Source organism: Dactylosporangium sp. NPDC048998 (genome assembly GCF_043197855.1).
Lineage (GTDB): Bacteria > Actinomycetota > Actinomycetes > Mycobacteriales > Micromonosporaceae > Dactylosporangium.
The window spans coordinates 156,705-179,152 of sequence record NZ_JBICTV010000016.1; the positions used below are offsets into that span (position 1 = coordinate 156,705).

The following is a 22,448-nucleotide window of genomic DNA, read 5'->3' on the forward strand; positions in this document are numbered from 1 at the left end:
ACCGCTCGGTGGCATTCCGGCGCACCAATTCCGGCTGCGGCCAACCACCCGCCCGGAAAGGCGCAAGATCCTCAAGATACGCAAGTAAGCCTCGACCTAAATCGAGGCTTACCGGGGATCGTGGTTGGATCGTGCTTCGGTGACCGACATATCGGTCGCAATCCACCAACCGCCCTCTGTGCAAGAGATACTACGCGGTTACTCGAAGCGCTGTCAACGTCACCACCCTAGCGGCGGTCGGTCAAGCCGACCGCGGACGCACCTCAAGCCCACGAACCCGAGGCACCAGGCCGCACCCGGCACCCAGGATTTCGCGCCAGCACCGCGAGATCGGCTTTCTGGGTTGGGGGCGGGGGTCGCAGGCGGGAAGGCAAGCATCCGCCGCGTTCGCTCCCGCCGAAGCGTCACGCCACCTGGAGCGGGCACTGCAGATATGGCCGCGTGTGCCGGACGCGGTCGACTGCGCCGGCGTGGACTGGACCGCACTCCACATCATGGCCGCGGAGGCGGCGTTCGGCGCGGGCGAGCTCAACCGCGGCCTGTCCATTGTGGACCAGGTGCTTGCCGAGACGGACCTGGGCCTCGACCCGGCCCGGCGCGCCCACCTGGTGGAGCGCCGTGCTTTCATGCTGCGCGCACTGGGCCGTGACAACGAGGCGGCCCGGCAACTCCAGGACGCGCTGGCGCTGCTTCCCGACGGGGAGGCGAAACCTATCCGCGCGGTGGTGCTGGCGTCGCTGGCCAACTCCCTCATGCGCGCCGACGACATGGAAGGCGCCGCCCGCACGGCGCGGGAGGCGGTCGCCGTCGCCGCCGAGGTCGGCGCCGTCGCCCAGCAAGCCGACGCCCTCATCACGCTCGGCAGCGTGCTCGCGTACCTGGGCGATGGCACCGGCGAGCCGACCGCCCTGCGCGAGGGGCTGGAGCTGGCCGAACAGCACGGGCTGCCCGGGGTGGCGGTCCGCGGGTACACCAACCTCTCCGACGCCCTGGCTATGCTCGGCCGCTTCGCCGATGCCGCGGAGATCGCCCGGGCCGGAGTGGCCCTGGCAGGCCGCATCGGACACGCCAGCTCATGGGGCGCGATCATCACCGGCAACCTCGCCGAGCCACTGATCCGTCTGGGACGGTGGCGTGAAGCGTTCGACCTCATCACCGAATCGCTCGCGGACGAGCCGAGCGGCCCGTTCGCCAGCGCTTTGCTGATGCTCCGCGCCGAGATACACCTGTGGCAGGGCGACGAGGAGGGCGCCGAGCGCGACGTCCGGGAGGCGCGCCGGCAGTTCGGCGACGGGTCCGAGTTTCAGTTCGTCACGCCGATGCGCTACATCGAGGCGGAGTTGGCACGCAGCCGCGGTCGGCTGACCGAGGCTCGGCAGCGGCTGCAAGACCTGGGCGAGCCATCCACCAGCGCGTACGCCCGTTACGTATGGCCGCTGATCTGGCTCGGCATGCGGGTCGAGGCCGACATCGCCGCGTCGCCGTCACCCGACGCTCACACCACACGCGAGCGCGACCGGCTGTGCGCTCTGTCGCGCGTCGTCCCGATAGTCACGCCGCCCGCGCGCGGGTACCGGGCTCTGGTCGACGCCGAGGCAGCACGTCTGGACCGCCGTGACGAGGTGGCAGCCTGGCAACGCGCTGTCGACGCGACGCGTGCCGCCGACGACGCGTACCCGCTGTGCTACGGCCTCTTCCGGCTCGCCGAGGCACAGGCGGCGGACACGGCGACCAGTGCGGACCGCACCTCCGCCACCGCGGCCGAGTGCATGCTGCTGGCCGAACGGCTCGCCGCCGCGACCGCCGACGACATTCGTACGCTGGCCCGGCGCGCTCGGCTACGCAACGTCCCCGCCGCGGCCGACGCCACCGCCACCCATCCGAGCCTGCGGATCCGGCTCACCGATCGTGAACTTGAAGTCCTCGGCCTGGTCGCCGAGGGTCACTCGAACGGACAGATCGCGGCGGCGCTCTACATCAGCCCCAAGACCGCCAGCGTGCACGTGTCGAACATCCTGGCGAAACTCAACGTCTCGACCCGTACCGAGGCGGCCGCGCATGCCCACCGGCTCGGCCTGCTGACCACGGCATAGTCACGCGGTCAACGACCGGATCTCTTGTCTGTGACAGCCCGTACTTGGCCCCACCCGGACGGTCATACGCGGTCCCACGCCAGCGGTGAGGCCGCGCCGACCGGCCTGCAGGTCGTGCGCACCAGCAGCAACGCGGTCTGCGCGGCAGTCGCCAGCGGCATCGATGTGGCCGACTACGCGGCCGAGCCGTCGATCTGCAGGCAGACCACGCCCAGCTCGGTGCCGACCACCAGGATGCCGGGGCCGGCCGGGCACGCGCATTGCACAGGTGAGCCGAGTGACACGACGATCGGGTGCTCTCCCGAGCGCGGTTGGGGCCAGAACCGGAGGTCGCCGTCGTGGCCACCGGAAACCGTAACGGTGGCGCCGGACGGAAGGTTCAGGGCGCATAGGGCACTGACGCGACCAAGGTGTCCACTGTGGACGTTTGTGCCGAGCGGTGCGAGGCGGTCGTCGAGGTGGAACAGGGTCACGGCACCGTCGGTGCCGCCCGCCGCGAGGAGGCCATCACGGATCGCCAGGGTGCTGATACGCACGATCCGGTCGTCGACGTGCCGGGCGAGTTGCCGGCCGGTGGCGAGCTCCCACACGTACACCGTCGAAGTCTCCGAAGGAGACCAGGAAGCGACGACCGGGCGGCCGCCGACGACGCCGGTCGCGAGGACCGTCGCCTTGTGGGAGCGGGGCACGCGACGGCGGCGCCTGGAGCGGCGGCGGTCTGCATCGAGGACCCACAGCCCGCCCACGTACGAGACGGCGACGAAGGCCGGCGTCGGCGCGGCGGTGACCGCGGCCAGCTGGCCCCCCAAGTGCCAGAAAGGGTGCCGCAGCAGTGCGCGTTCGCGCAGCTCCGCGGCGCCTGTCTGCCAGCTGCGGCAAGTCCCGTCACGGCCGACGGCGGCGATCTTCCAGCCGCCCGGCTCGGGTGCGACGGTCAGTGCGAGAACCGCCGGCGCGTCGAGCGTCCGCTCCGGGCCGGCCGGGATGCCGTCGGTGGCACTGAGCACCGTGACCGTGGGCCGCACGCGGGTGTCGTAGCGAGTGGTGGTCTCGGTGGTCACGTAGCCGGGCGTCTCGATGGTCGTCTGGTAGCCGCCGCTGCCGCCGCGCGCGACCACGATGAACGGACCTTTCGCGGCGCCGACGGCCGTGACGGTGGTCGGTGTCGTGCTCCTCTCGCCGGAAACGTTCGGCAGGCCGACGTCGGGTCCATGATTCGTCTCGAGCAACGACCTCGAACGCACGCATGACCAGGCCCGCAGCGTGCCGTTGTGTCCGCCGGCCAGCACCCGCGGCGGATCGGCGATCGAGCTCAACGCGGACACACCTTCGACACCGCCGACGCTCAGGTGTGGCGAGTCGTCGGCGAACAGCTCCGCGATGAGCTCCGCACCGGCGGCGCACACCCACAAGGGTCCGTCGGGGCCGGTGAGCACGCACGCGGCGGTGACTGCGGGCCGGCCGGTGATGTTGAAGGTCCTGATGTTGCACGAGAAGACCGGCCGGATCGGCATGAGCCGGGCCTCGTCGCCGACGGGCTCGTCGAGTCTGGCCGTGATCGTCCAGACGCTGACGGACCCCTCCGACGAGCCGGTGATGGCATAGCCGACGCCGTCGACCGCATGCAGGGCGAACGCGGTCAGCCCACCGCCGCCCGGGTCGTCGAACGAGCCCAGGTCGGTGCCGTCGATCGGATCCCAGAACGTCATCCGGCCGTCCCAGCCGGCGGAGACGAGGATCTCGCCGGCGTCGGGGCCGATGGCGGCGCAGACCAGGCCGACGACACCGCCGATGTGTGCGCGGGCCGGCTCGTTGACCTCGTCGAGATCGTCGGGATTCCAGGCGCGCACTGTGCCGTCGGCACCCGCCGTGACGAACCCGTCGTCGGCCGGGACGATCGCGGTGACGGGTCCGTCGTGCGCGCCGGGGAACCGGGCGAGCACGCTCCATGTGCTGGTGTCCCAGATCGCAAGACCGCCGTCGACGCCGCCGGTGATGAGCCGCGGGACGGCGCCGGGCAGGTCCGCCACCGCGGTCGCACCGCCGACGTGCGCGTCGAGAACCGTCGCCGGGCCGAAGCCGTCGTCGGTCAACAGCCGCACCATCAGCGCGCCGTCGTCGGCGCACGATACGATCAGCGTGCCGGAGGTGGTCACGCTACGGACCGCGCCCTGATGCGAGTCGGCGATGCCGGCGGGTGGGCCCTGGAACCACAGCGGGCGCCATCCCGCGGCCGGCACGGTGCGCAGCACCTCATCCGCCAGGTCGTCCCTGCCGCGGTATCGCAGACGCAGCGCGATCGCCGCCGCTCGGTCCGCCGCTTCCTCGGGCAGGGGCCGCGCGGTGAACCCGGCCAGCACGTGACTGATCTCGCGGCCCAGGACGTGCCCGGAACGCTCCTGGGCCCGCAGGACGTCGCCGGGGTCGGCGACGGTCAGGTATCCGGCCTCGCCGAGCAGGTCGCCGAGCCGGTCGGCCTCCTGGGCGTGGTGGGCGAGGTAGCGGCGCACGTATGTGGGCGCGGCCGTCCAGTCCCGCCGCCCGTCTGCCCGCACCGGCACCGCGTCGAGCAGCCCGTCGAAGAACCCACTGGCGAGTGCTGCCGGGTCGGGGCTGACGCTTTCGGCGAACGCGGCGTGGAACAGCCGGTGCCGATGCCGCCCGTCCGGCCCGACGGCGGTGCTCAGCAGTGCCGGCGCCCGGTCCAGCAGCCACGTCACGTCGGCCGGCACGTAGTCGCGGCCGGCGAGCCGCCCGGCGAGGGAGGCCCACAGCGGCCCGGCCGACAGCCCGTCGCCCTGTGCGAGAGCCAGAGGCCGCAGCAGGTCCGTGCACGGCGGGCGTCGGTCAGGGTGAACGCGCGCAGCAGGTACGTGTCGAGGGCCTGCGCGACTGTCGTCGGCAGCGGGCCGTTGTCGTACGCGCCGGCGCTCGGCGCGGTGAGCGCGTCGACGGTGAGCTGCGCGACCAGGAACAACGGGTAGGCACTGTCCGCGATACGCACCGCGAGTTGGCCCGCACGCTCACCCGCGTGGTCGTTCGCGCTGAGCCGGGCCGCCGTGTAGGCGATGAGATCGTCGCGTCCGGCGTAGTGGGGATCGTCGAGGGCGACCACCGCGAAGTCGTCCCGAGCACGTCGACGAGGTGCGGCCGGGTGCCGACGAGCAGCCGCAGCCGGCTCGGGTCGCCGTACGCCGCAAGGGGTTGCAGCAGCCCGTGGATGATCTCGCGGCCACCGTCGACGGCCTCGTCGAGTGCGTCGAGCACCAACCCGAACGGCTCCTGCCGTTCGCACAACGCCGGGATGAGCCTCTCGGGCCGCTGGTCGGCGATGTCGGCGGCTTCGGCGACCGCAGCACACACGTCCGCCAGGCGCAGAGCCCTTGCATGTACCGCCAGCTGCACCGCTCCGGCCGGCGGCACGGTCGCTGCCGGCGCTTCGGACCAGGCGGCGGGATGCTGCGCCCGGAACGCCTCGGACGACAGCGTGGCGATCCGGGCGAGCACGGCCGATTTCCCGGCGCCGGGCGGGCCGGTGATGACACATCCCACCGGCGCCGGCCCCAGCTCCGCGTCCGGCTCCCTGGTCGTGAGCCAGCGGGTGAGGTCGGCCAGCACGGCGTGGCGTCCGGTGAAATACCAGCCGGTACCGCCGGTCCGGATACCACGGACCGCCGGCTCCCAGTGGGTCTCGTACGCCGCAGGGTCGAACCGCAGGCTTTCGGCGAGCGCGTCCGCAACACCCGGGAGCCCCGCGATCCGGTGCAGGGGCAGCATGCAGCCGACCCGCCGACCCCGGTCGCTGTCCCTCGGTGACGACGATGCCGACGACCGCTCCGTCGGGGCCGCTCCTTCGACTGGTCGCGGGCCAGCATCGACGCCATGCACGTACGGGCGCTCACAGGGGGACCTGACAGGGCCGAGCCCGGTCGATCGCGGTAAGCCCGACTCCAAGATTCACGCGGTCGGTGATCGGAACGGGCTTTTCGTTGCATGCCGATATCTCTGCTGCCAACGTCAACGACCACAAGGTTCTGGAGGATGTGGTCGACGGCGTCACATCGGTGCGTCAGCCGATCGGCCGGCCCCGGAAACGGCCGGCGAAGCTGCATGGCGACAAGGGCTACGACTACCGGGCCTGCCGGCGAGCCCTCGCTCAGCGCGGGATCAAGGCCCGTATCGCCCGCAAGGGCATCGAGTCCTCGACCCGGCTCGGCCGGCACCGCTACGTGATCGAGCGCTGCTTGGAGTGGGTCACCCGGTTCCGGCGCCTGGCTCGTCGCTACGAACGCAAAGGCCTCCCACTTCCGCGGATTCCTGCGCCTGGCATGTGCTGTCATCTGCTACCGCCGCGCCGTCAAACTGAACCTGTTGCCCAGCAACAACCCCAAATGAGATGCGGTCTAAGGCAGGCCGCCGCGGGCCTCGATTCGCTGTGCCCAGGCCAGTTCCCGCGCCGCGGCACGGCCCTGCCGCAGCCTGTCGAGCACGGCACTGTCCAAATCGGACAGCAGTCGCCACGCCGTCGGGTCCGAGGCGACCGGCCCCAACAGCTGCACCTGGTCGCGCAGCACGGCCAGGTCCGAGATGGCCTCGCCACCGTCGGCGAGCATCACCGCCAGGTCCACCGCGATCCGGCCTGGATCGTGGGTACCGCGCCGCTGCCGCAACCCCGCGAGGGCATCGCTGCTCGCACCAGCCAGCCCGGTCGCCTCAGCGACATCCGCGAGGAGTCGGGCGCCGGCATGATCGACCACGCCACGCCCATCGGCACTCACGACGATCCTCGGACGCGTTGCGGTCGCCTTCACCACGCAGGTGCCTTCCGCCCGGGATGGATATGACCCTTAGCAAGTCCTATCTTGCCAGCTCAGAAGGCACCTGCCTTCTATTGATCCACCATGCGGACAGCCCCTAACGAAGGGCCGAGGCTAGCCGAGGCCCGGTCCTGCCGATCACGAGTAGTCGGTCAATCGGACCAAGCGGTACAACGGCGTTCGCCTATTCGGACGGTATGAGTCCAGTTCAGCGCGCGATAGCGTCACCTGGGTGCTCGACAAGGTCGTTCAGCAGCGTCGCGCTCTGTGCATCGGAATTGGAACGTTTCCCTCCCAGACGCAGAACGCCTGGCGTCAACTGCCCTTCGCCGGTGAGCGTGCGATCGCCCTGGAAGGTGCACTCACGCGGCTCGGCTACAAGTGCACCCGGTTGGACGACCCGTCCGCGGCCTCGCTCGGGCAAGCCGTGCATGATCTGCTCGACGAGCTGGGCAGCGACGACGTCTTGATCGTCCACGTGCTCAGCCACGGCACGATCACGGGCGCCAAGGCGTTGCAGGTGGTTGGGGCTGAGGGACAGTCCGACTGGAGAGCCGAGATCGAGGTCTGGCTGCGTCGCGTCACCGCAGAGCAGAGCGCACCTCTCACGCTGTTTCTGATAGACCTCTGCCACTCTGGCAAAGAGGCACGGCATCAGTGGGAGACCCAGATCGACAGTGATGGCCGGCGAGCATGGGTGATCGCGGCCTGCGATCCCGACGAGGCCGCCTACCATGGTCGCTTCACCCAGGCCACGACGAATGTGCTCGCGGCACTGGCCGACGGGGTACTGGATGTCGATCCTTCCCTCCAGTACGCGCCGATCAGCACGCTTGCGCAGCGAATCCGACGTGAGGTCGCACAACTCGTGCGCGCTGACGACGGACTTCCGCAGCGGGTGACCGCGAGCCTCGTCGACATCAGCAGCGAGCTCTCTGACCTGCCGTTCTTTGTCAACGCCCGGTTCTCGCCCGATCCGCGACAACACATCCGCTCGGTGCTCGACGCGGGAGTCGTACCGTTCTTCGACGATCTTGACGAGGCTCTGGACCCGGCGCATTTCATAGCCCGCGCGGCGGGTCACGGCGTCGATTTCGCCCAGCGCGGCGGGTCGTTCAGTGGTCGTGCCGAAGAGTTACGTGATCTGTCGCCTTGGGTGAACCTGCAGGGCAGCCTTGGTGTCAGGGTCGTCACCGGCAGCCCCGGCGTCGGCAAAAGTGCGCTGATCGGCGTGTTGGTCTGTGCCGCGCATCCGGGGCTACGCGAGTTCACGAGGAACATCTGGGACCGGGTTGCGCAGCAGCCGTACGTCAATCGTCACTTGGCGGCCGTGCACGCTCGGCAGCGCACCACCCAGCAGGTCATCGATTCGATTGCGCGGCAGTTGGGTTTCAAGGTCCCGAAACCCGGCTCCGCGGTCGACCCGGAATCCCTCACGGCGGCCGAGCTGATCGCTGCGGTAATTGACGCAATTCCTCACCCTGTCGTCATCGTGGATGCGCTCGATGAGGCGATCGATGGATCCGAAATCATGGAGCAGTTGCTGCTTCCGATGGCCCAAGGGAGGCATCCGGACGGCGAACCGGTTCGGCTGCTGGTGGGGGTGCGGCCCTGGGCTGAGTTCGGCCGCTTGCGTCACCTGGCTGAGCGGCAGGGCGGCCTAGTCGACCTTGACGCCGTTCCGACCGAGAGGCTCCGCGGCGACGTTGCGCAGTATGTCTCGCGGTTGCTCACAACGGACCCGAAGTGGGATTCCCTTGAGCGGGTCGGTGCGACACATACGGTCGCGCGGGCCGTCGCCGAGACCCTGACAGGAACAAACGAGCGTCGTGAGCTGGGTGCTTTTCTGGCCGCGGGTCTGTTTGCATATCACCTGCTCAACGCCTACCCGGACGGCCTGTCGGACCAGGAGGCGTTCGCGGTGGGCCGGTCCGTGCCGCACACGCTGCCGGACCTCCTCGACCTCGACCTGGAGTCGAGGAGCGGCAATCCGCTGCTTCGACCGATTTTGAGGGCGCTTGCTCACGGTCATGGCGACGGCATGCCGGCTGAAATCATCCGCTATGTCGCTCGAGCTGCCAGTCCAGTCGACGCCCTGGCCGCGATTGAGGAGATCCGCTTCTATCTTCGTCACCGCCCGGGCGGTGACGGCATGACCCGCTACCGCCTCTTTCATCAGGGCCTCGCGGATCATCTACGGAAGGAGCTCGGTGCCAGGGAGGTGCTCGACGGCCTCCTCGCTTCCGTAACGCCGACCGCCGGCCGCCCCCGCTGGGACCTTGCCGAGCAGTACGTCCGGCAGTACGTCGTTGACCACGCGGCCGACGCCGGACGGTTGGAACAGCTGCTCACCGACGCCGAGTTCTTGCTGCGTTGCGACCTTGACACCGTAAGGCGCCGGCTGGACGACGTGCGAGGCACCGAGCGGAAGGTGGTCCAAGCATTCGTCGAGGCAGCAGCCAAGCCTGCTCAGGACGACCCGGTCCACCGGCGCCACCTGCTGTCGTTGCTTGCGCTAAGGCCAGGCGGTGAGCCGCTGCGGCGGTCGCTAAAGCGGACGCTCTGGCCGTCCGACGCACCCTGGCGGCCGCGGTGGATGGCCGAGGGAGCGTACACATGCGGCGCCCTTGCCTTCGGTGGAGAGCTGGCACTGTTGGGGCGCGCGGATGGCACGGTCGAGGTCCGGTCCGCCGCCGACGGCCGTCAGCGGCTCGTGCTCGTCGGTGCCCAACCGACCCGCATCACGGCGCTGGCGGCCGGCGAGATCCGGGGGCGCCGAGTGTTGTGTGCGGCGACGGACACGCGGACGCTGCGGCTCTGGGCGATTGACACCGGCGATCCGATACTGCCCGACCTGGACGTTCCAGGCCCGTTGGACACGATCCTGATCGGCGGCCTCGGCGATCGCCCGGTGATCGTCGGCGGCTCCGGCGACGGGCCGGCGAGTATCTGGGATGCCGACACCGGCCGGCCGGTCGGTTCCATTGGCGACGGCGTCCTCGGCACATGCCGCCTCCGGACAGCTACCGCACTGCTCGAGCTTCGCCGCAGGCATGACCCGGATGACGCGCTCGAACTGCTCGCCGATGGCGAGCCGCTGGATCTGCCTTTGGGCGATCATTGGTTCGCATCTGCGGCCGCCCTGGGTACGGCCGGTGTCGTCCCGCTGCTGTACACCGGCGATGCCGACGGCACGATTCGTGCCTGGCGGACGCAGACGGCGGAAGCCGCTGGAACCTTTACGTTGTCCGGAGCCATCGACCAGCTTGCGGCTGGCCTGCGCGGCGAGGTGCTAGCAATTGCCGACGGCATGGTGTGCACTCTTGAGCTCGTCTCCGAGTCGCGTGCGGACGAGGCCGTGCCGCGTCAGCGCAATGCGCGCACCGTGGCCATCGACTTCGGCACGACGAACACTTTGGTCAGCGTCATCCAAGACGACCTGGCCACGGTCATTCCGAACGCGGAGGGGAGTCGATCGACGCCGTCGCTCGTCGCATTTGGCGACGGCGGAGAGCTGCTGGTCGGTCACGCTGCCGAGCGGCAAGCCCGCACCGATCCCCAGTCGGTGGTCCATTCCATCAAGCGGTCGATCGGTACGAAGCAACGATTCGACGTCAGCGGCCACGCTTACACCGCACAGGAACTCGCCGCGCGGGTGCTCATGAAACTCAAACGCGACGCCGAAGCTCAGCTCCGTGAGCCGATCACCGGTGGGGTCATCACCGTTCCGACGCACTTCGACATAGCGCAGCGCAGCGCGATGCAAGAGGCGGGCGCGATCGCCGGGTTCGAGGAACTGCGAATCATCAGCGATTCCACTGCCGCCGCTTTGGCATACGGACTCGAGCCCGGCGTTGGCGAGCAGACGGTGCTGGTCGTAGACGTCGGCGGCGGCTACTCGAGCTCCGCTGTGATCGTCATGCGGACGGACGGCCACGAGGTCAGATCCGCCTCCGGCAACGATGGTCTTGGCGGCGAGGCCTGGAACGAGCGGATCGGCACGCACCTGATCGACGCCTTCCGCGCTCAGCACGGCATCGACCTGCTCGCTGAACCTGCGGCAAGGTACTGGTTGCGCGAGGCTGCCGAGAAGGCCAAGATCGAGCTTTCGACGACGTATGAGACCTCGGTCACCCTGCCGGACGCCATCAGTGGGTTCCGGCATCCGAGGGTCCGGGTTACCCGCACGGAATTCGAACGGATGTCGCTGGACCTGCTCGAACGCCTGAAACTGCAGATCCAGCAAACGATCGCCGAAAGCGGCGTCGGGCCTGCGGCCCTGGACCGCGTGATCCTGTCGGGTGGCTCCACCCGCATGGCGGCCGTCGTGGAGTTGATCAAACATCTCGCGGGCCAGGAACCGTATGCGCCGGCCGACCGGAACGAGGCCGTCACGGTGGGCGCCGCCAAGTGGACCGGCATGCTCAAGAGGTTCTTCATCGCGGACGTCGTGGCTCTGCCGTTATACGTCAGGGTCGACGGTGGCGCCGCTCAGAAGGTGGTCGGCCGCAACACTCCCATCCCGGTCAGCCGCACGGTGACGTGCATTACCTCGGTGGACGGACAGCGTGCCATCACCGTGAATGTCTACCAGGGTGAAGGGGAGGAATCCGCACACAACAGGCACCTCGAGACCATCGAGTTGGTCGGCCTGGCCGCCTTGCCGAGCGGATTCGTGCAGATCGAGCTCACGTTCGACATCGATGCTGACGGCATCGGGCACGTCGCCGCCAAGGATGCGGACACTGGACGGGAGCAGCCGATTCTGATCACCCGACATTCGCGGCTGCCGAAGGATGAACTCGAACGCATGAAGCGCGTAGCGCAGGGTTTCGCCGATGAGGACCGGCGCGTTCGCAGAGAGGTCGAGCTCCGCAGAGATGCGGAAACTCTGGAGCGCTCCGCCGAGCGTCTTCTCAGCGTCAAGGGCGATCTCTCCGATGACGCTCGGGGGCAGGTCGTCGATGCGGTTACTGATTTGCACAACGCGCTCGGCGGCAGTGACGTCGGCCGTATCCGGGCCGCGTACGACACACTCTCTCGCCTCGTTCGCGCGCGCTGACCCGGCGCCCGTCGCGGTCGGACCGAACTCGCCTTCGCTGCGACGACTCCGGCGCACATCCACAGCTGGAATCAGTTCGGCTGATCGGCCGTGGGCACCAGCCACGCGTTGCGCCAGAATCGTCGCATGCAGGCACCGATCATCGCGGTTCATGGCATCGGCAACCGGCAGTCGGGGATGGATCCGTTGGCCGCATCGATCGCCCTGGCCAACCGGTGGACCTCGAGACTCGCCGAGGGGTACCGCAACGCGGGCCTGGCCAGTCCCGCACCGCGGCTGACGGCCGCCTACTATGCCCACCTGCTCGACCCGCACTCCCAGGGTGGCCCGTCCGACCTCGACGTGCTCACGCCGCGGGAACGCGAATGGGCCTGGGCGTGGATGAACGCACTCGGCGTGCCGGACGACGCGGCTCAAGGACCGGCGACACGTCCGTTCCGGCAGGCGTTGGACTGGCTGGCCCGTCGGCGGGGCCGCCCCGCGCAGGCGCTCGGGCGAACCATGTCGGCGCTCTTGCGCGAGGTGTACGTGTACATGACCCGGCCCGCCGTCCGTGACCAGTGCCGCGCCGCGGTCATCGAGGCACTCGACGCCAGCGGTGCCCATATCGTCGTGGCGCACTCGCTCGGCACCGTGGTCGCCTACGAGGCCCTATGCGCGCATCCTGACCGCAAGGTCGAACTGTTCGTCACCCTCGGCTCGCCCCTCGGCCTGCCCGATGCGATCTTCGAGAGCCTGCAGCCCGCGCCGGTCGACGGTCGCGCCATCCGCCCGGCCGGCGTCGGCCGCTGGGTCAACCTCGCCGACCCCGGTGACCTGGTCGCCGTGCCGTCCCGGCTCGGTGATCGCTTCCCGGTCGACCTGCATGACGAGTCCTACATCGGCGCCGTGGACTTCCATACTCTCGGTGGTTACCTTGCCAGCGGACTTACCGCGGCGGCGATCAGTGCATACGTGTGACGCTCGGCCGGCACCAAGTGCGGGCACGATATGTGCCGCCAGCGAGGATGGCGGCGATGAGGCGGAACCGGGGGCGTTGACGCGGGCGACCGCGCCCGACACCGTGACGTGTGGTGGGTGGTGGCCTTCGGCCGGAGCAGCGTCCCGCCGCTGGCCCCGGGCCCCTCGCCGGGGAGGCAGGCTCCGGGGACCGGGAAGGAGTCAGTGGCTGGAGCGATGGTGCGCCCCGGCTTACCTGCCCCGAGGGGATGTCAGACCGGTGGACGGCGCAGCAGGCCACCCCTGCGCCTGCCGAAAAGTACGTCCGTGCTGGTCAGGTGCCACTTTCCGGCCCTCGTGCCGATCTTGCTGTTCCTCCTTATCCATCGCCGGTGATGACTGCGCGATGATGCCGACCCATGCTGCTGCGACTGGCGTACCTGGGCATCACCAACGCGTTCGCGCTGCTGCGACTACTGCCAGACAGTGACCGGGATAAGGACCCGGAAATCCTCGCGCTACACCACCAGCTCGCGGTGCTGCACCGCCGGCTCGCCGGGCAGCGGGTCCGGTTCGAACCAGCCGACCGGGCATGGCTGGCCGCGCTGCTGCACCAGCTTTGACACGGCCGCGCGCACGGTGAAGCTCGCCGACGGCGACGTGATCGCCTACGACCGCCTGGTCATCGCGACGGGCGTGGCCCCGCGCCCGCTACCGGGCCTGACGGGCCGCGCCGGCGTCCACACGTGCTGCTCGCCGGCGACGCCGCCCGCATCCACTTCGCCTCGGGCGCGCAGGGCCTGAACACCGGCATCCAGGACGCGGTGAACCCGTTGTGGAAGCTGGCTGCGGAGGTCAACGGCTGTGCCCGGCCGGGATTGCTGGCCTCCTACCACACCGAGCGCCACCCGGTCGGGCGCCGCGTGTGCACGTTCTCGCAGGCGCAGGTCGCCCTGTACCACCCCCTGGACCGCGTCGGCCCGCTGCGCGAGCTGCTCGGCGGGTTGCTGCAGCTGGAGGACGTGAGCCGCCACATGCTGGGCCTGGCAACGGGCGTCGACATCCACTACCCGATGCCGTTCGCCGCGGACCACTCGCTGGTCGGCCGCCACATCCCCGACGCGACCCTGTCGGACGCCCTGACGGTCTTCTCGATGCTGCGCGAGGGCCGCGGTGTTTGCTCGATTTCACGCCCAATGGCGGCATTTCGCCAAGCTCGGCCCCCTGGGCGGACCGCGTCGACGTGATCAGCGCCGAGCCGGTGTCCGACTACGCGGCGGCCCGCCTGCTCGTCCGCCCCGACGGTTACGTCGCGTTCGCTGACCCCGACGGCAGCGACGACGAGGGCCTCCGCGCGGCGCTGACCACCTGGTTCGGCACCCCTTGACCCCAGGTCGAGCTATACGGTCCCTCCGCGATCTCGCGTGATCGTGGAGGGAATCGCTGCTGCAGGGCCGTCACCGTGCGCGAAGCATCGGCAGCACGACGCCGTCCACGACCGCGATGATGAAGTCGTCCGGTAGGTCGGGGCCCTCGAGGAAGTGGCGGTGGATGAGCATGGCCGGGCCGACGTTCGCCGCCAGGACCGTGCTCTCCTCCGTCGCCGTCACCTCGGGGCGGACCTCGCCGCGCTGCACGCCGGCGCGCAGGGCGTCGCCGACCAGGCGGCGATACGGGGCGAAGACGCGGTCGCGCACCGCCGCGTGGACCAGACTGGCGCCGGGGCCGGGCTCGGCCTTCAGGACCTGGAACGTTGCGCCGTAGGACGACTCGAGCGCGTCGCGCATGCGCATGAGCAGCGCGAGGATGTCGGCGCGGAGCTCGCCCGTCGAGGGCACGTCGGCCGTGGACGGCATGGCCGCCCGTAGCGCGTCGACGATCAGGGCGTTCTTGTCGGGCCAGCGTCGGTAGAGCGCGGCCTTGCCGGTGCGCGCGGCCGCGGCCACGCCCTCCATGGTGAGCCGGCCGTAGCCGACCTTGCCGAGCTGCTCGAAGACGGCCTCGAAGATGGCCTGCTGCAGGGCCTCGCCGCGACGCCTGGTCTGCACGTCAGATGTCACCGGATCACCTCGCCTCTCTCCCCAGGATAGTGAACGGGCGCGTACTCTTCCAATAGACGGTGGCGTTCCCTATACTCGGCCAATAAGAGACGACTGCGTTCACTATTGCCATCCGGTTTGTTGGGGAGACGCACTCTCATGCCATCGCCAGCCAGCTCAACGGCCGACAAGGGTAACGGGCTCACGCTCGCCATCATCCTGTCCTTCATGCTCCTGATCGGCGTGGACTCCACGATCGTCAACATGGCGCTGCCGCAGCTCAAGAATTCGCTCGGCTTCTCGACGGCCGACCTTTCCTGGGTGCTCAACGCCTACACGCTCACCTTCGGCGGCCTGCTCCTGCTCGGCGGGCGGCTGGGCGACGTGCTCGGCCGGCGCAGCGTGTTCGTCGCGGGCGTGCTGGTCTTCACGCTCGCCTCGCTGCTCGGCGGCCTCGCGACCACCTCCTGGTGGCTGCTCGGCGCCCGGGCTCTGCAAGGCGTCGGTGCCGCACTGGCCGCGCCCAGCACCATGGCCCTGATCGTCACCAACTTCGAGGGCCAGGCCCGCGCCCGCGCGTTCGCGGTCTTCTCGGCCGTCATGGGCGCCGGCGCGTCGGTCGGCCTCATCGTCGGCGGCGTGCTCACCGACCTGGTGTCGTGGCGCTGGGTGCTGTTCATCAACGTGCCGCTGGGCATCGCCGTGGCGGTGCTCACGCCCCGCTACGTCAAGCAGCCGGACACGCACCCGGCGAGGTTCGACAGCCCGGGCGCGATCACGTCCACGATCGGCATGGGCTCGCTGGTGTACGCGTTCATCGAGGTCGGCAACAGCGGCTGGTCGGACCGCACGGCGCTGGGCGCGTTCATCGTCGCCGCCGTGATGCTCGCGGTGTTCTTCGTCATCGAGACGCGGGTCAGCCAGCCGATCATGCCGCTGCACCTGTTCGCCAACCCCTCGCGTGCCGGGGCCTACTCGGCGACGCTGCTGCTCACGGCGGCCATGTTCAGCGTGCTGTTCCTGCTCACCCAGTTCCAGCAGGGCGTGCTGAGCTTCAGCCCGATCCGTGCGGGCCTTGCCTTCCTGCCCATGACGCTGATGCAGTTCGCCGCGGTACGTCTCGTGCCCAAGCTGCTGCCCAAGCTGGGCGCCCGGCCGCTGCTCGTCGGTGGCGCGATCTGCATCGCCGGCGGCATGGCCTGGCTCACGCAGCTCAGCACCACGAGCAACTACTTCGCCGCGATCTTCGTGCCGCTCTTCCTGATCGGCCTCGGCGTCGGCATCAGCTTCCCGACGCTGAACATGACCATCATGTCGGGTGTCGCGCCGCAGGACTCCGGCGCCGCCTCCGGCCTGCTGCAGACCCTGCAGTGGCTCGGCGGCACGCTGGGCCTGGCCATCTTCGTCACCGTGCTCGGCTCGGCCAGCCGCGGCGTGGCCGGGCAGCCGGCCGGCGCCTCGGTGCAGGAGCAGGCCAACTACGCGCTCACCCACGGCATCACGGCCGCGTTCCTGGCGGCCGGCATCTGTGCGGCCGCCGCGCTCATCCTCGCGTTCTTCGCGCCGGGCAAGCCTGCGGCGAAGGAGGAGGAGGCGGCGGCCAAGCCTGCCGCCGCACCGGCCGCGGCGCCCGCGGCCGGTAAGTAGCCCACGAAACGACACCCGGCACAAAGTTGGGCCGGGTGGCGCGTCACGCACCGCCCGGCCGACATTCATTCCACTGTGGATGTACGTCCCGGCGCGCTCGAAGTGTTCGTAGCCGCCCAGGTGCGGCACCATCTGCCGGTTGGTCAGGCCCCGCGCGGCGAGCTCGGCCACACGCCGCTCGGCGTCGCTCAGCTCACCAGGGCCGGGCTCGCCGCGATCCGGGAGGGGCCATCGTTCGTCATGCGGAATGGCCGGCAGCGCTCGCGCAGCGAGAGTTCAGGTGGTGAGGGTCAGCCAGCCGAGGCTGGCTATGCCGGCGGCGACGCAGTAGATGGCGAACGGGGTCAGTGTGCGGGTTTCGAAGTAGCGGGTCAGGAACCGCAGTGACAGGTACGCGGCGATGCCGGCGACGACGCTTCCTGCCAGGACCTGGCCGAGGATGGCGTGGCCGGTGGGGCTGGCGAGTTCGGGGAGTTTGAGGAGGCCGGCGGCGGTGATGACGGGGGTTGCGAGGAGGAAGGCGAATCGGGCGGTGTCTTCATGGGATAGGCCGCGGATCAGGCCGGCGGCCATGGTGGAACCCGAGCGGCTGATGCCGGGGAACAGGGCGAGGATCTGTGCGGCGCCGATCGCGGTGGCCTCGCCCCAGCCCAGGCGTGAGAGTCGCTGGTCGGATTCGAGTGCCGCTTGGGCGTCGCCGCCGTGGGCGGACACGCCTGCCTCGGCGCCGGTGTAGCCGCTGGCGGTGTAGACCTGGCTGCGCCCGGTCTGGCCGTGGTGCGCGGGCGGGCCGACCGGGATCGGTCGGGGCGTGGGCGTGGTGCTGGCCTGGCCGCGGCGGGCACGCAGTTTTTCCACGATGAACAGCACCAGACCGTTGAGCGTGAGGAACAGTGCGGCGGGTACCGGTTTGCCCAGCGTGGTGCGGAAGGTGTGTTCGAGGGCGATGCCTGCCAGGCCCACCGGGATGGTGGCGATGATGAGCAACCATGCGAGGCGCTGGTCGGTGGTGGTGATGCTTCGGCTGCGGATGGATGTGAACAGGCCGATGACGATGCGGGTCCAGTCGCGGCGGAAGAAGATTACCAATGCGATCGCGGTGGCTACGTGTACAGCTACGAGGAACGTCAGGTAGGGAGAGTCCGGGGCCGACATGTCCAGGTTGTGTGCCCACGCTCCGCCGAGCAGGGCGGGGATGAGAATGCTGTGGCCCAGGCTGGAGACCGGGAACAGTTCGGTGACGCCTTGCAGCGCGCCGATGAGAATGGCTTGTAGGTAGGTCATGTCGGTGGCCTTCCAGGCGTCAGGGCCGGTGTGGTCGCGGGCTGGGTGGACGGGAAGCGAAGCTCGCCAGCGGTCGTCGCCGCGGGCTTGGCGACGTGGGCCCAGCGGTCGGGGGCGGGCCGGGCATGGGGTTGGTTCGCATTCGTGATCTCTGTATGGCTGGGTGCGTTGTATTGCAGGGGCGTGGCGCGTGAACCGAGCGGCGTCGGTCAGCGGCGGCGTGAAGCGCCGCAAACGCTCAATGCGACAGAGCCGCTTCGCGAACTCACCTGGCTGGATGGAGAACCCGCCGAACCGGATCCACAGCTTGGAGCCGTAGACCTCGGAACCACGGGCCGAGCTTGCGGTTGCGAGCCGCTTGGGCCCGCGGGGGTACCTGCGCCGGCGAAGGTGCGCTGTCCGGCGCGGCCGGGTTGAACACGGCAACCACGCCACTCCTTTCTGTCGGGGGTGGCGGGTGCCACCGGAGCCGGGCCGGACCTCGTCCGAACCGGCTCCCCAACACAATCTTATACTTGCGCAATCCAGCAACTGTGATGGGATGGTCGGCGGTGGCCCGCAGTAGGGACGACTGCCCCACCGTCCAGAGAAGGGACTGCACCCCGATGAATTCTCCGAATCCCATACCTCCCGACCAGCGGCCGTCCGCGCTGCTGTGGTGGATCCTCGGCGCCGCGGTGATTGTGCTGCTGACCTGCGCCGCGGCGTTTGGGATCGGCGCGCCACGATAATGAACCCCCTGGTGTCCACGTGGAAGAATTCACGCGCCGGTCGGCGCCTTCGGCGAAGTTCAGGGCGGTTCTACAGCCAGGTCCGGAACACCCGCTGGTACAGGCGCTTGGCAGCCACGAGGGTGAACGCGTAGACGGTGAGGATGCCGGCCAGCCAAAGGTAGTAGACGGCCGGCGGCGGGTGCAGGCCCACGGCCGCGCCCAGCGGAGTAGCGGCGACGCCGAGGCTGAGCACGATCACCGCGACGCTGGTGACCATGACCGGTCGCGCCGCCCACGACCAGCCGGACTTGCCGCCGCGGCCGCGGAGCAGGTGTACAGCAAGGATCTGGGTGAGCAGGTTCTCCACGAACCAGGCGGTGTGGAACAGCGCCTGGCCGGTGGGGCTGACGTGGGCGCCCACGATGTGGCGCAGCACGGCGAACGTGGCCAGATCGGCCAGGCTGTTGATCGCGCCGAAGCACAGGACGAAGCGGCTCAGGTCCCAGGTGTCGAAGGTGCGCGGCCGCTGCCGCGCCGCCGGGTCGGTGTGATCGAAGGCCAGGGACAGTTGGGACAGGTCGAACAGCAGGTTCTGCAGCAGGATCTGCAGGGGCAGCATCGGCAGGAACGGGAGGGTGGCGCTGGCGGCGAGCACGGAGCAGACGTTGCCGACGTTGGACGAGACAGTGATCTTCACGTACTTGACGATGTTGGCGAAGGCGTGCCGGCCCGCCGCCACCGCATCGGTCAAAGCCGTCAGGTCCTTGCCCGTCAGCAGAACCTCGCTGGATTGCCGCGCGATGTCCACGGCGCTCTCCACGCTCGCGCCGACGTCGGCGGCGTGCAGGGCGGGCGCGTCGTTGACGCCGTCGCCGACGTATCCGACGGTGTGCCCGGCCTGGCGCAACGCACCCACGATGCGGGCCTTCTGCCGCGCGTCGACCCGTGCGAACAGGGTCGTCCGCCGGGCGAGTACCGCCAGCGCCGGCTCGTCCAGCCCGTCGATCTCGTGTCCGCAGACGGGAACGCCCGGGTCGAGGCCGGCGTCCTGGCAGATGCGTGCCGCGACCAGGGGGTGGTCGCCGGTGAGCACCTTGATCCGGACACCGTGCTCGGCCAGCGTGGAGAATGCCGTCGCGGCGCTGGGTTTGGCCTCGTCGAGCAGCCCGACGTAGCCGATCAGGGTCAGTGCGGTCTCGTCGGCGGGCCGCAGCGGCCGGCCGGTGGCCCTGCGGGTCTTGACCGCGACCGCCAGGGCGCGGACGCCGTCGGTGTGGAGCCGGTCGGCGAGCGCGTGCAGCCGCTGCAGGTGCGTGGCGTCGAGGGCCACGTCCCGGCCGTCGATGCGGGCATGGGTACAGCAGGCGAGCACGTGCTCGGCGGCTCCCTTGGTGATGAGCAGTTCCCGATCCCACTGCCCGGCCGGGCGCAGCACGACGGTGGCGCGGCGACGGGTGCCGTCGAAGCCCAGCACCTGCTGGGCGGTGTATGCGTCCGCCGCGTCGCCGTACTGGGGGGCGTGCTCGATCAGCGCCTCGTCGATCGCGTCGGCGATGGGGGTGTCCGCGTGCTGGAGTCCGAAGCAGGCGTTGAGGTGGGCGAGGCGCAGCGGTTCGGCGTCGGGCCGGCCGAGTGGGTCGAGGTGGCACGCCACGGCGAGGCGGTCGACGGTGAGGGTGCCGGTCTTGTCGACGCACAGCACGTCCATCGCGCCCAGGTTGTGGACCGCCGGCAGCCGCTTGACCACGATGCCGCCGTCGCGCAGCGCGGACTGCGCGCGGGCTAGCACGGTCGTGACGACCACGGGCAGCATCTCCGGCACGAGCCCGACCGCGCAGGCGACCGCGAACAGGGACGCCTGCAGCCAGGTGTCGCGCGAGAACGCGGTGACGGCCAGCACCGCCACAACGGTGGCCAGCATCAATCGGATGAGGGTGACGGAGACCCCCGTTACGCTGCGTTCAAACGTGCTCCGCCCGCGCCGGCCTGGCAGGTCTTGGTTGCTCATGCCGAAGTAGGTGCCTGCGCCCGTGGCGACGACCATCGCGGTCGCGCTGCCGCCGACCACCGTCGCGCCGAGCAGGCACAGCCGGGGATGGTCGAGCAGGGTGACGCCGGCGCCGGAGTCGTCCACGGCGCGGGCGGATGCGGTCAGCGTGGCGTGTTTGGTCACCGGAAGCGACTCTCCGGTGAGCAACGCCTGGCTGACCGCCAGACCGTCGCAACGCAGCAGCAGCAGGTCGGCCGGCACGACGTCGCCGCCCGCCAACCGGACCACGTCGCCCGGAACCAGCTGGTCGGTCGGCACCTCCCGGGCGATCGCCGCCGCGCCGGGGCGGGCCCGCCGCAGCACGGTCGCCGTCGTGGCCGCCATGCCCCGCAGGGCAGCCGCGGCGCGATCCGCGCCATACTCCTGGGCGACCCGCAGCGCGCAGCTGATCGCCGCCAGGGCACCGATCAGCGCGATCCCGGGGACGTCGCCGGTCAGTGCCGACACGACGCCCAGCAACACCAGGACCACCACGAACGGGTCGAGCACGGCCCGCATCAGGTGTGCCAGCGGGCCGCGGGCCGGCGTCGCCGGCAGCGCGTTGTCGCCGTCGCGGGCGAGGCGTTCCTGGGCCTCCTGCTCGTCCAGGCCGTGCAGCGACGAGTCGAGCTCGCGCAGGGCCTGCAACGGCGCCATCCCGGCGAACCGCCGGAGCCGGGCGAACCGCGGGTCGAGGCGGGCCAGGCCGGGTGGGTCCGCCGGGCCGGCCATCGCCTCGGCAGGGGTCAGCGGGTCAGCCGCCGAGGCCACGCTTCGCTCCGCGGTGCACCGACGGGCCGTGCAGATGCGCGACCATCTCCCGGACGACCGTCACCAGGTGGGGATCGTTGATCAGGTACAACTGCCGGCGACCCTCCCGCCGGGCCTGGACCAGCCCCGCCAGGCGGAGCTTGGCCAGATGCTGGCTGACCACCTGTACCGTCGCCCCGACCTCGTCGGCGAGTGTGCTGACGTCGCGTTCACCCGCGGCTAACAGCCAGACGATGTGGAGCCGCACCGTTGCCGCAAGGATGCCGAACGTCGCCGCCGCCGACTGCAGCACCTCCGCCGAGACGTCCTCGGACCGTCCGCGCGGGTTCGACATCACCGACCTCCCGGTCAACTCACAGGTCCGTACAGGCTACGGCCCCGGCCGCCGCTGCGGTGACACCGATCCGTAGTTGCACACTTTCGCAAATGTGCCGTCCGGTCCGAACCGGACGGCTGGTCCATATACTTGCATGATTGCGCAAGGGTCGGATACTGTGGCGCGCCGAGGGACGGTCGGTGTCGGGGAGTGGTATGGCGAAGAAGCGTGGGAAGAAAGACCCGTTGTGGGCGCGGTTGTCCCTGATTTTCGGAGCGTTACTGCTGCTCGTCAGTGGCGGCGCGCTCGTTGGTGGCAATCTGTTGCTGAATCACTACAGCGACCAGATCACTCATGAGGGCGGCCTCGGTGACGCGGCGGCGGCCGGCGCGACCATCGACGGGCCGATCAACCTGCTGCTCGCCGGCATCGACGAGCGCATCGGCAACGAGGCGATGGGCGCGCGCGCCGACTCGATCATCATCGCGCACATACCGGCGTCACACGACGCGGTGTATCTGATGTCGATCCCCCGTGACACGCGGGTGAAGATCCCGGCGAGCCCGAGCACCAAGTACAAGGGCGGCACCGACAAGATCAACGCCGCGTTCCAGTTCGGGTACCAGAACGGCGGCGGGCGCGACAACGGCCTGGCGCTGCTCGCCGAGACCGTCAGCAACCTGGCCGGCGGCCTGAAGTTCAACGGCGCCGCGATCGTCAACTTCGACGGCTTCAGCG

General features: G+C 69.9%; 14 protein-coding genes and 3 pseudogenes. 9 read left to right on the top strand and 8 right to left on the bottom strand.

The features are described from left to right. Positions 1–443: 443 nt before the first annotated feature. Positions 444–2,093, top strand: a complete 1,650-nt coding sequence (locus tag ACGFI8_RS30215) for a LuxR C-terminal-related transcriptional regulator (RefSeq protein WP_392810071.1) — start codon at positions 444–446, stop codon at positions 2,091–2,093. A gap of 173 nt (positions 2,094–2,266) precedes the next feature. Here ACGFI8_RS30215 and ACGFI8_RS30220 read toward each other — a convergent pair whose 3' ends face one another. From ACGFI8_RS30220 to ACGFI8_RS30230, 3 genes and pseudogenes are all read right to left on the bottom strand, one after another. Next, positions 2,267–4,813, bottom strand: coding sequence for a hypothetical protein (locus ACGFI8_RS30220; RefSeq protein WP_392810072.1), 2,547 nt, complete (start codon positions 4,811–4,813; stop codon positions 2,267–2,269). Further along, entirely contained in the window at positions 4,810–5,208 is a 399-nt protein-coding gene (locus ACGFI8_RS30225; RefSeq protein ID WP_392810105.1) for a hypothetical protein, read from the bottom strand. The genes ACGFI8_RS30220 and ACGFI8_RS30225 overlap by 4 nt, the downstream gene beginning before the upstream one ends. A 95-nt stretch (positions 5,209–5,303) precedes the next feature. Next, a pseudogene (locus tag ACGFI8_RS30230) lies at positions 5,304–5,870 on the bottom strand (hypothetical protein); the annotation flags it as partial. 191 nt (positions 5,871–6,061) lie between these two features. Here ACGFI8_RS30230 and ACGFI8_RS30235 point away from each other — a divergent pair. Further along, positions 6,062–6,373: pseudogene (locus ACGFI8_RS30235) on the top strand (transposase); the annotation flags it as partial. 126 nt (positions 6,374–6,499) lie between these two features. Here ACGFI8_RS30235 and ACGFI8_RS30240 read toward each other — a convergent pair. Next, positions 6,500–6,907: pseudogene (locus tag ACGFI8_RS30240) on the bottom strand (transposase); the annotation flags it as partial. 235 nt (positions 6,908–7,142) lie between these two features. Between ACGFI8_RS30240 and ACGFI8_RS30245 the strand changes: the two are divergent. The 5 genes from ACGFI8_RS30245 (at position 7,143) to ACGFI8_RS30265 (ending at position 14,298) form a co-directional block, all read left to right on the top strand. Then, positions 7,143–11,972, top strand: a complete 4,830-nt coding sequence (locus ACGFI8_RS30245; protein WP_392810074.1) for an Hsp70 family protein — start codon at positions 7,143–7,145, stop codon at positions 11,970–11,972. Positions 11,973–12,098: 126 nt separating this feature from the next. Next, on the top strand, positions 12,099–12,932 hold the full coding sequence (locus ACGFI8_RS30250) for a hypothetical protein (protein WP_392810076.1): 834 nt from the start codon (positions 12,099–12,101) through the stop codon (positions 12,930–12,932). 398 nt (positions 12,933–13,330) lie between these two features. Beyond that, on the top strand, positions 13,331–13,534 hold the full coding sequence (locus ACGFI8_RS30255; protein ID WP_392810078.1) for a hypothetical protein: 204 nt from the start codon (positions 13,331–13,333) through the stop codon (positions 13,532–13,534). A gap of 123 nt (positions 13,535–13,657) precedes the next feature. Further along, positions 13,658–14,158, top strand: a complete 501-nt coding sequence (locus tag ACGFI8_RS30260; protein ID WP_392810081.1) for an FAD-dependent monooxygenase — start codon at positions 13,658–13,660, stop codon at positions 14,156–14,158. Next, the gene (locus tag ACGFI8_RS30265) at positions 14,089–14,298 is read left to right on the top strand and encodes a hypothetical protein (protein WP_392810083.1); all 210 of its coding nucleotides are present in this window, start codon (positions 14,089–14,091) and stop codon (positions 14,296–14,298) included. Before ACGFI8_RS30260 ends, ACGFI8_RS30265 begins: the two co-directional genes overlap by 70 nt. A 70-nt stretch (positions 14,299–14,368) precedes the next feature. On the opposite strand, the gene ACGFI8_RS30270 is transcribed toward ACGFI8_RS30265, so the two are convergent. Next, on the bottom strand, positions 14,369–14,971 hold the full coding sequence (locus tag ACGFI8_RS30270; protein ID WP_392810085.1) for a TetR-like C-terminal domain-containing protein: 603 nt from the start codon (positions 14,969–14,971) through the stop codon (positions 14,369–14,371). 138 nt (positions 14,972–15,109) lie between these two features. Between ACGFI8_RS30270 and ACGFI8_RS30275 the strand changes: the two genes are divergently transcribed. Further along, complete coding sequence (locus ACGFI8_RS30275) at positions 15,110–16,597, top strand: MFS transporter (protein ID WP_392810087.1); 1,488 nt, start codon at positions 15,110–15,112, stop codon at positions 16,595–16,597. Between the two features lie 276 nt (positions 16,598–16,873). Here the strand turns inward: ACGFI8_RS30275 and ACGFI8_RS30280 are convergent, their stop codons facing one another. The 3 genes from ACGFI8_RS30280 to ACGFI8_RS30290 all read right to left on the bottom strand — a co-directional run bounded on the left by ACGFI8_RS30280 (position 16,874) and on the right by ACGFI8_RS30290 (position 21,728). Beyond that, positions 16,874–18,115, bottom strand: a complete 1,242-nt coding sequence (locus ACGFI8_RS30280; protein ID WP_392810090.1) for an undecaprenyl-diphosphate phosphatase — start codon at positions 18,113–18,115, stop codon at positions 16,874–16,876. A gap of 567 nt (positions 18,116–18,682) precedes the next feature. Next, the gene (gene mgtA, locus ACGFI8_RS30285; protein ID WP_392810091.1) at positions 18,683–21,394 is read right to left on the bottom strand and encodes a magnesium-translocating P-type ATPase; all 2,712 of its coding nucleotides are present in this window, start codon (positions 21,392–21,394) and stop codon (positions 18,683–18,685) included. Beyond that, entirely contained in the window at positions 21,378–21,728 is a 351-nt protein-coding gene (locus tag ACGFI8_RS30290) for an ArsR/SmtB family transcription factor (protein WP_392810092.1), read from the bottom strand. The genes mgtA and ACGFI8_RS30290 overlap by 17 nt, the downstream gene beginning before the upstream one ends. 197 nt (positions 21,729–21,925) lie before the next feature. Between ACGFI8_RS30290 and ACGFI8_RS30295 the strand changes: the two genes are divergently transcribed. Then, on the top strand, positions 21,926–22,448 hold a 523-nt coding region (locus tag ACGFI8_RS30295), incomplete at its 3' end, for an LCP family protein (RefSeq protein ID WP_392810094.1).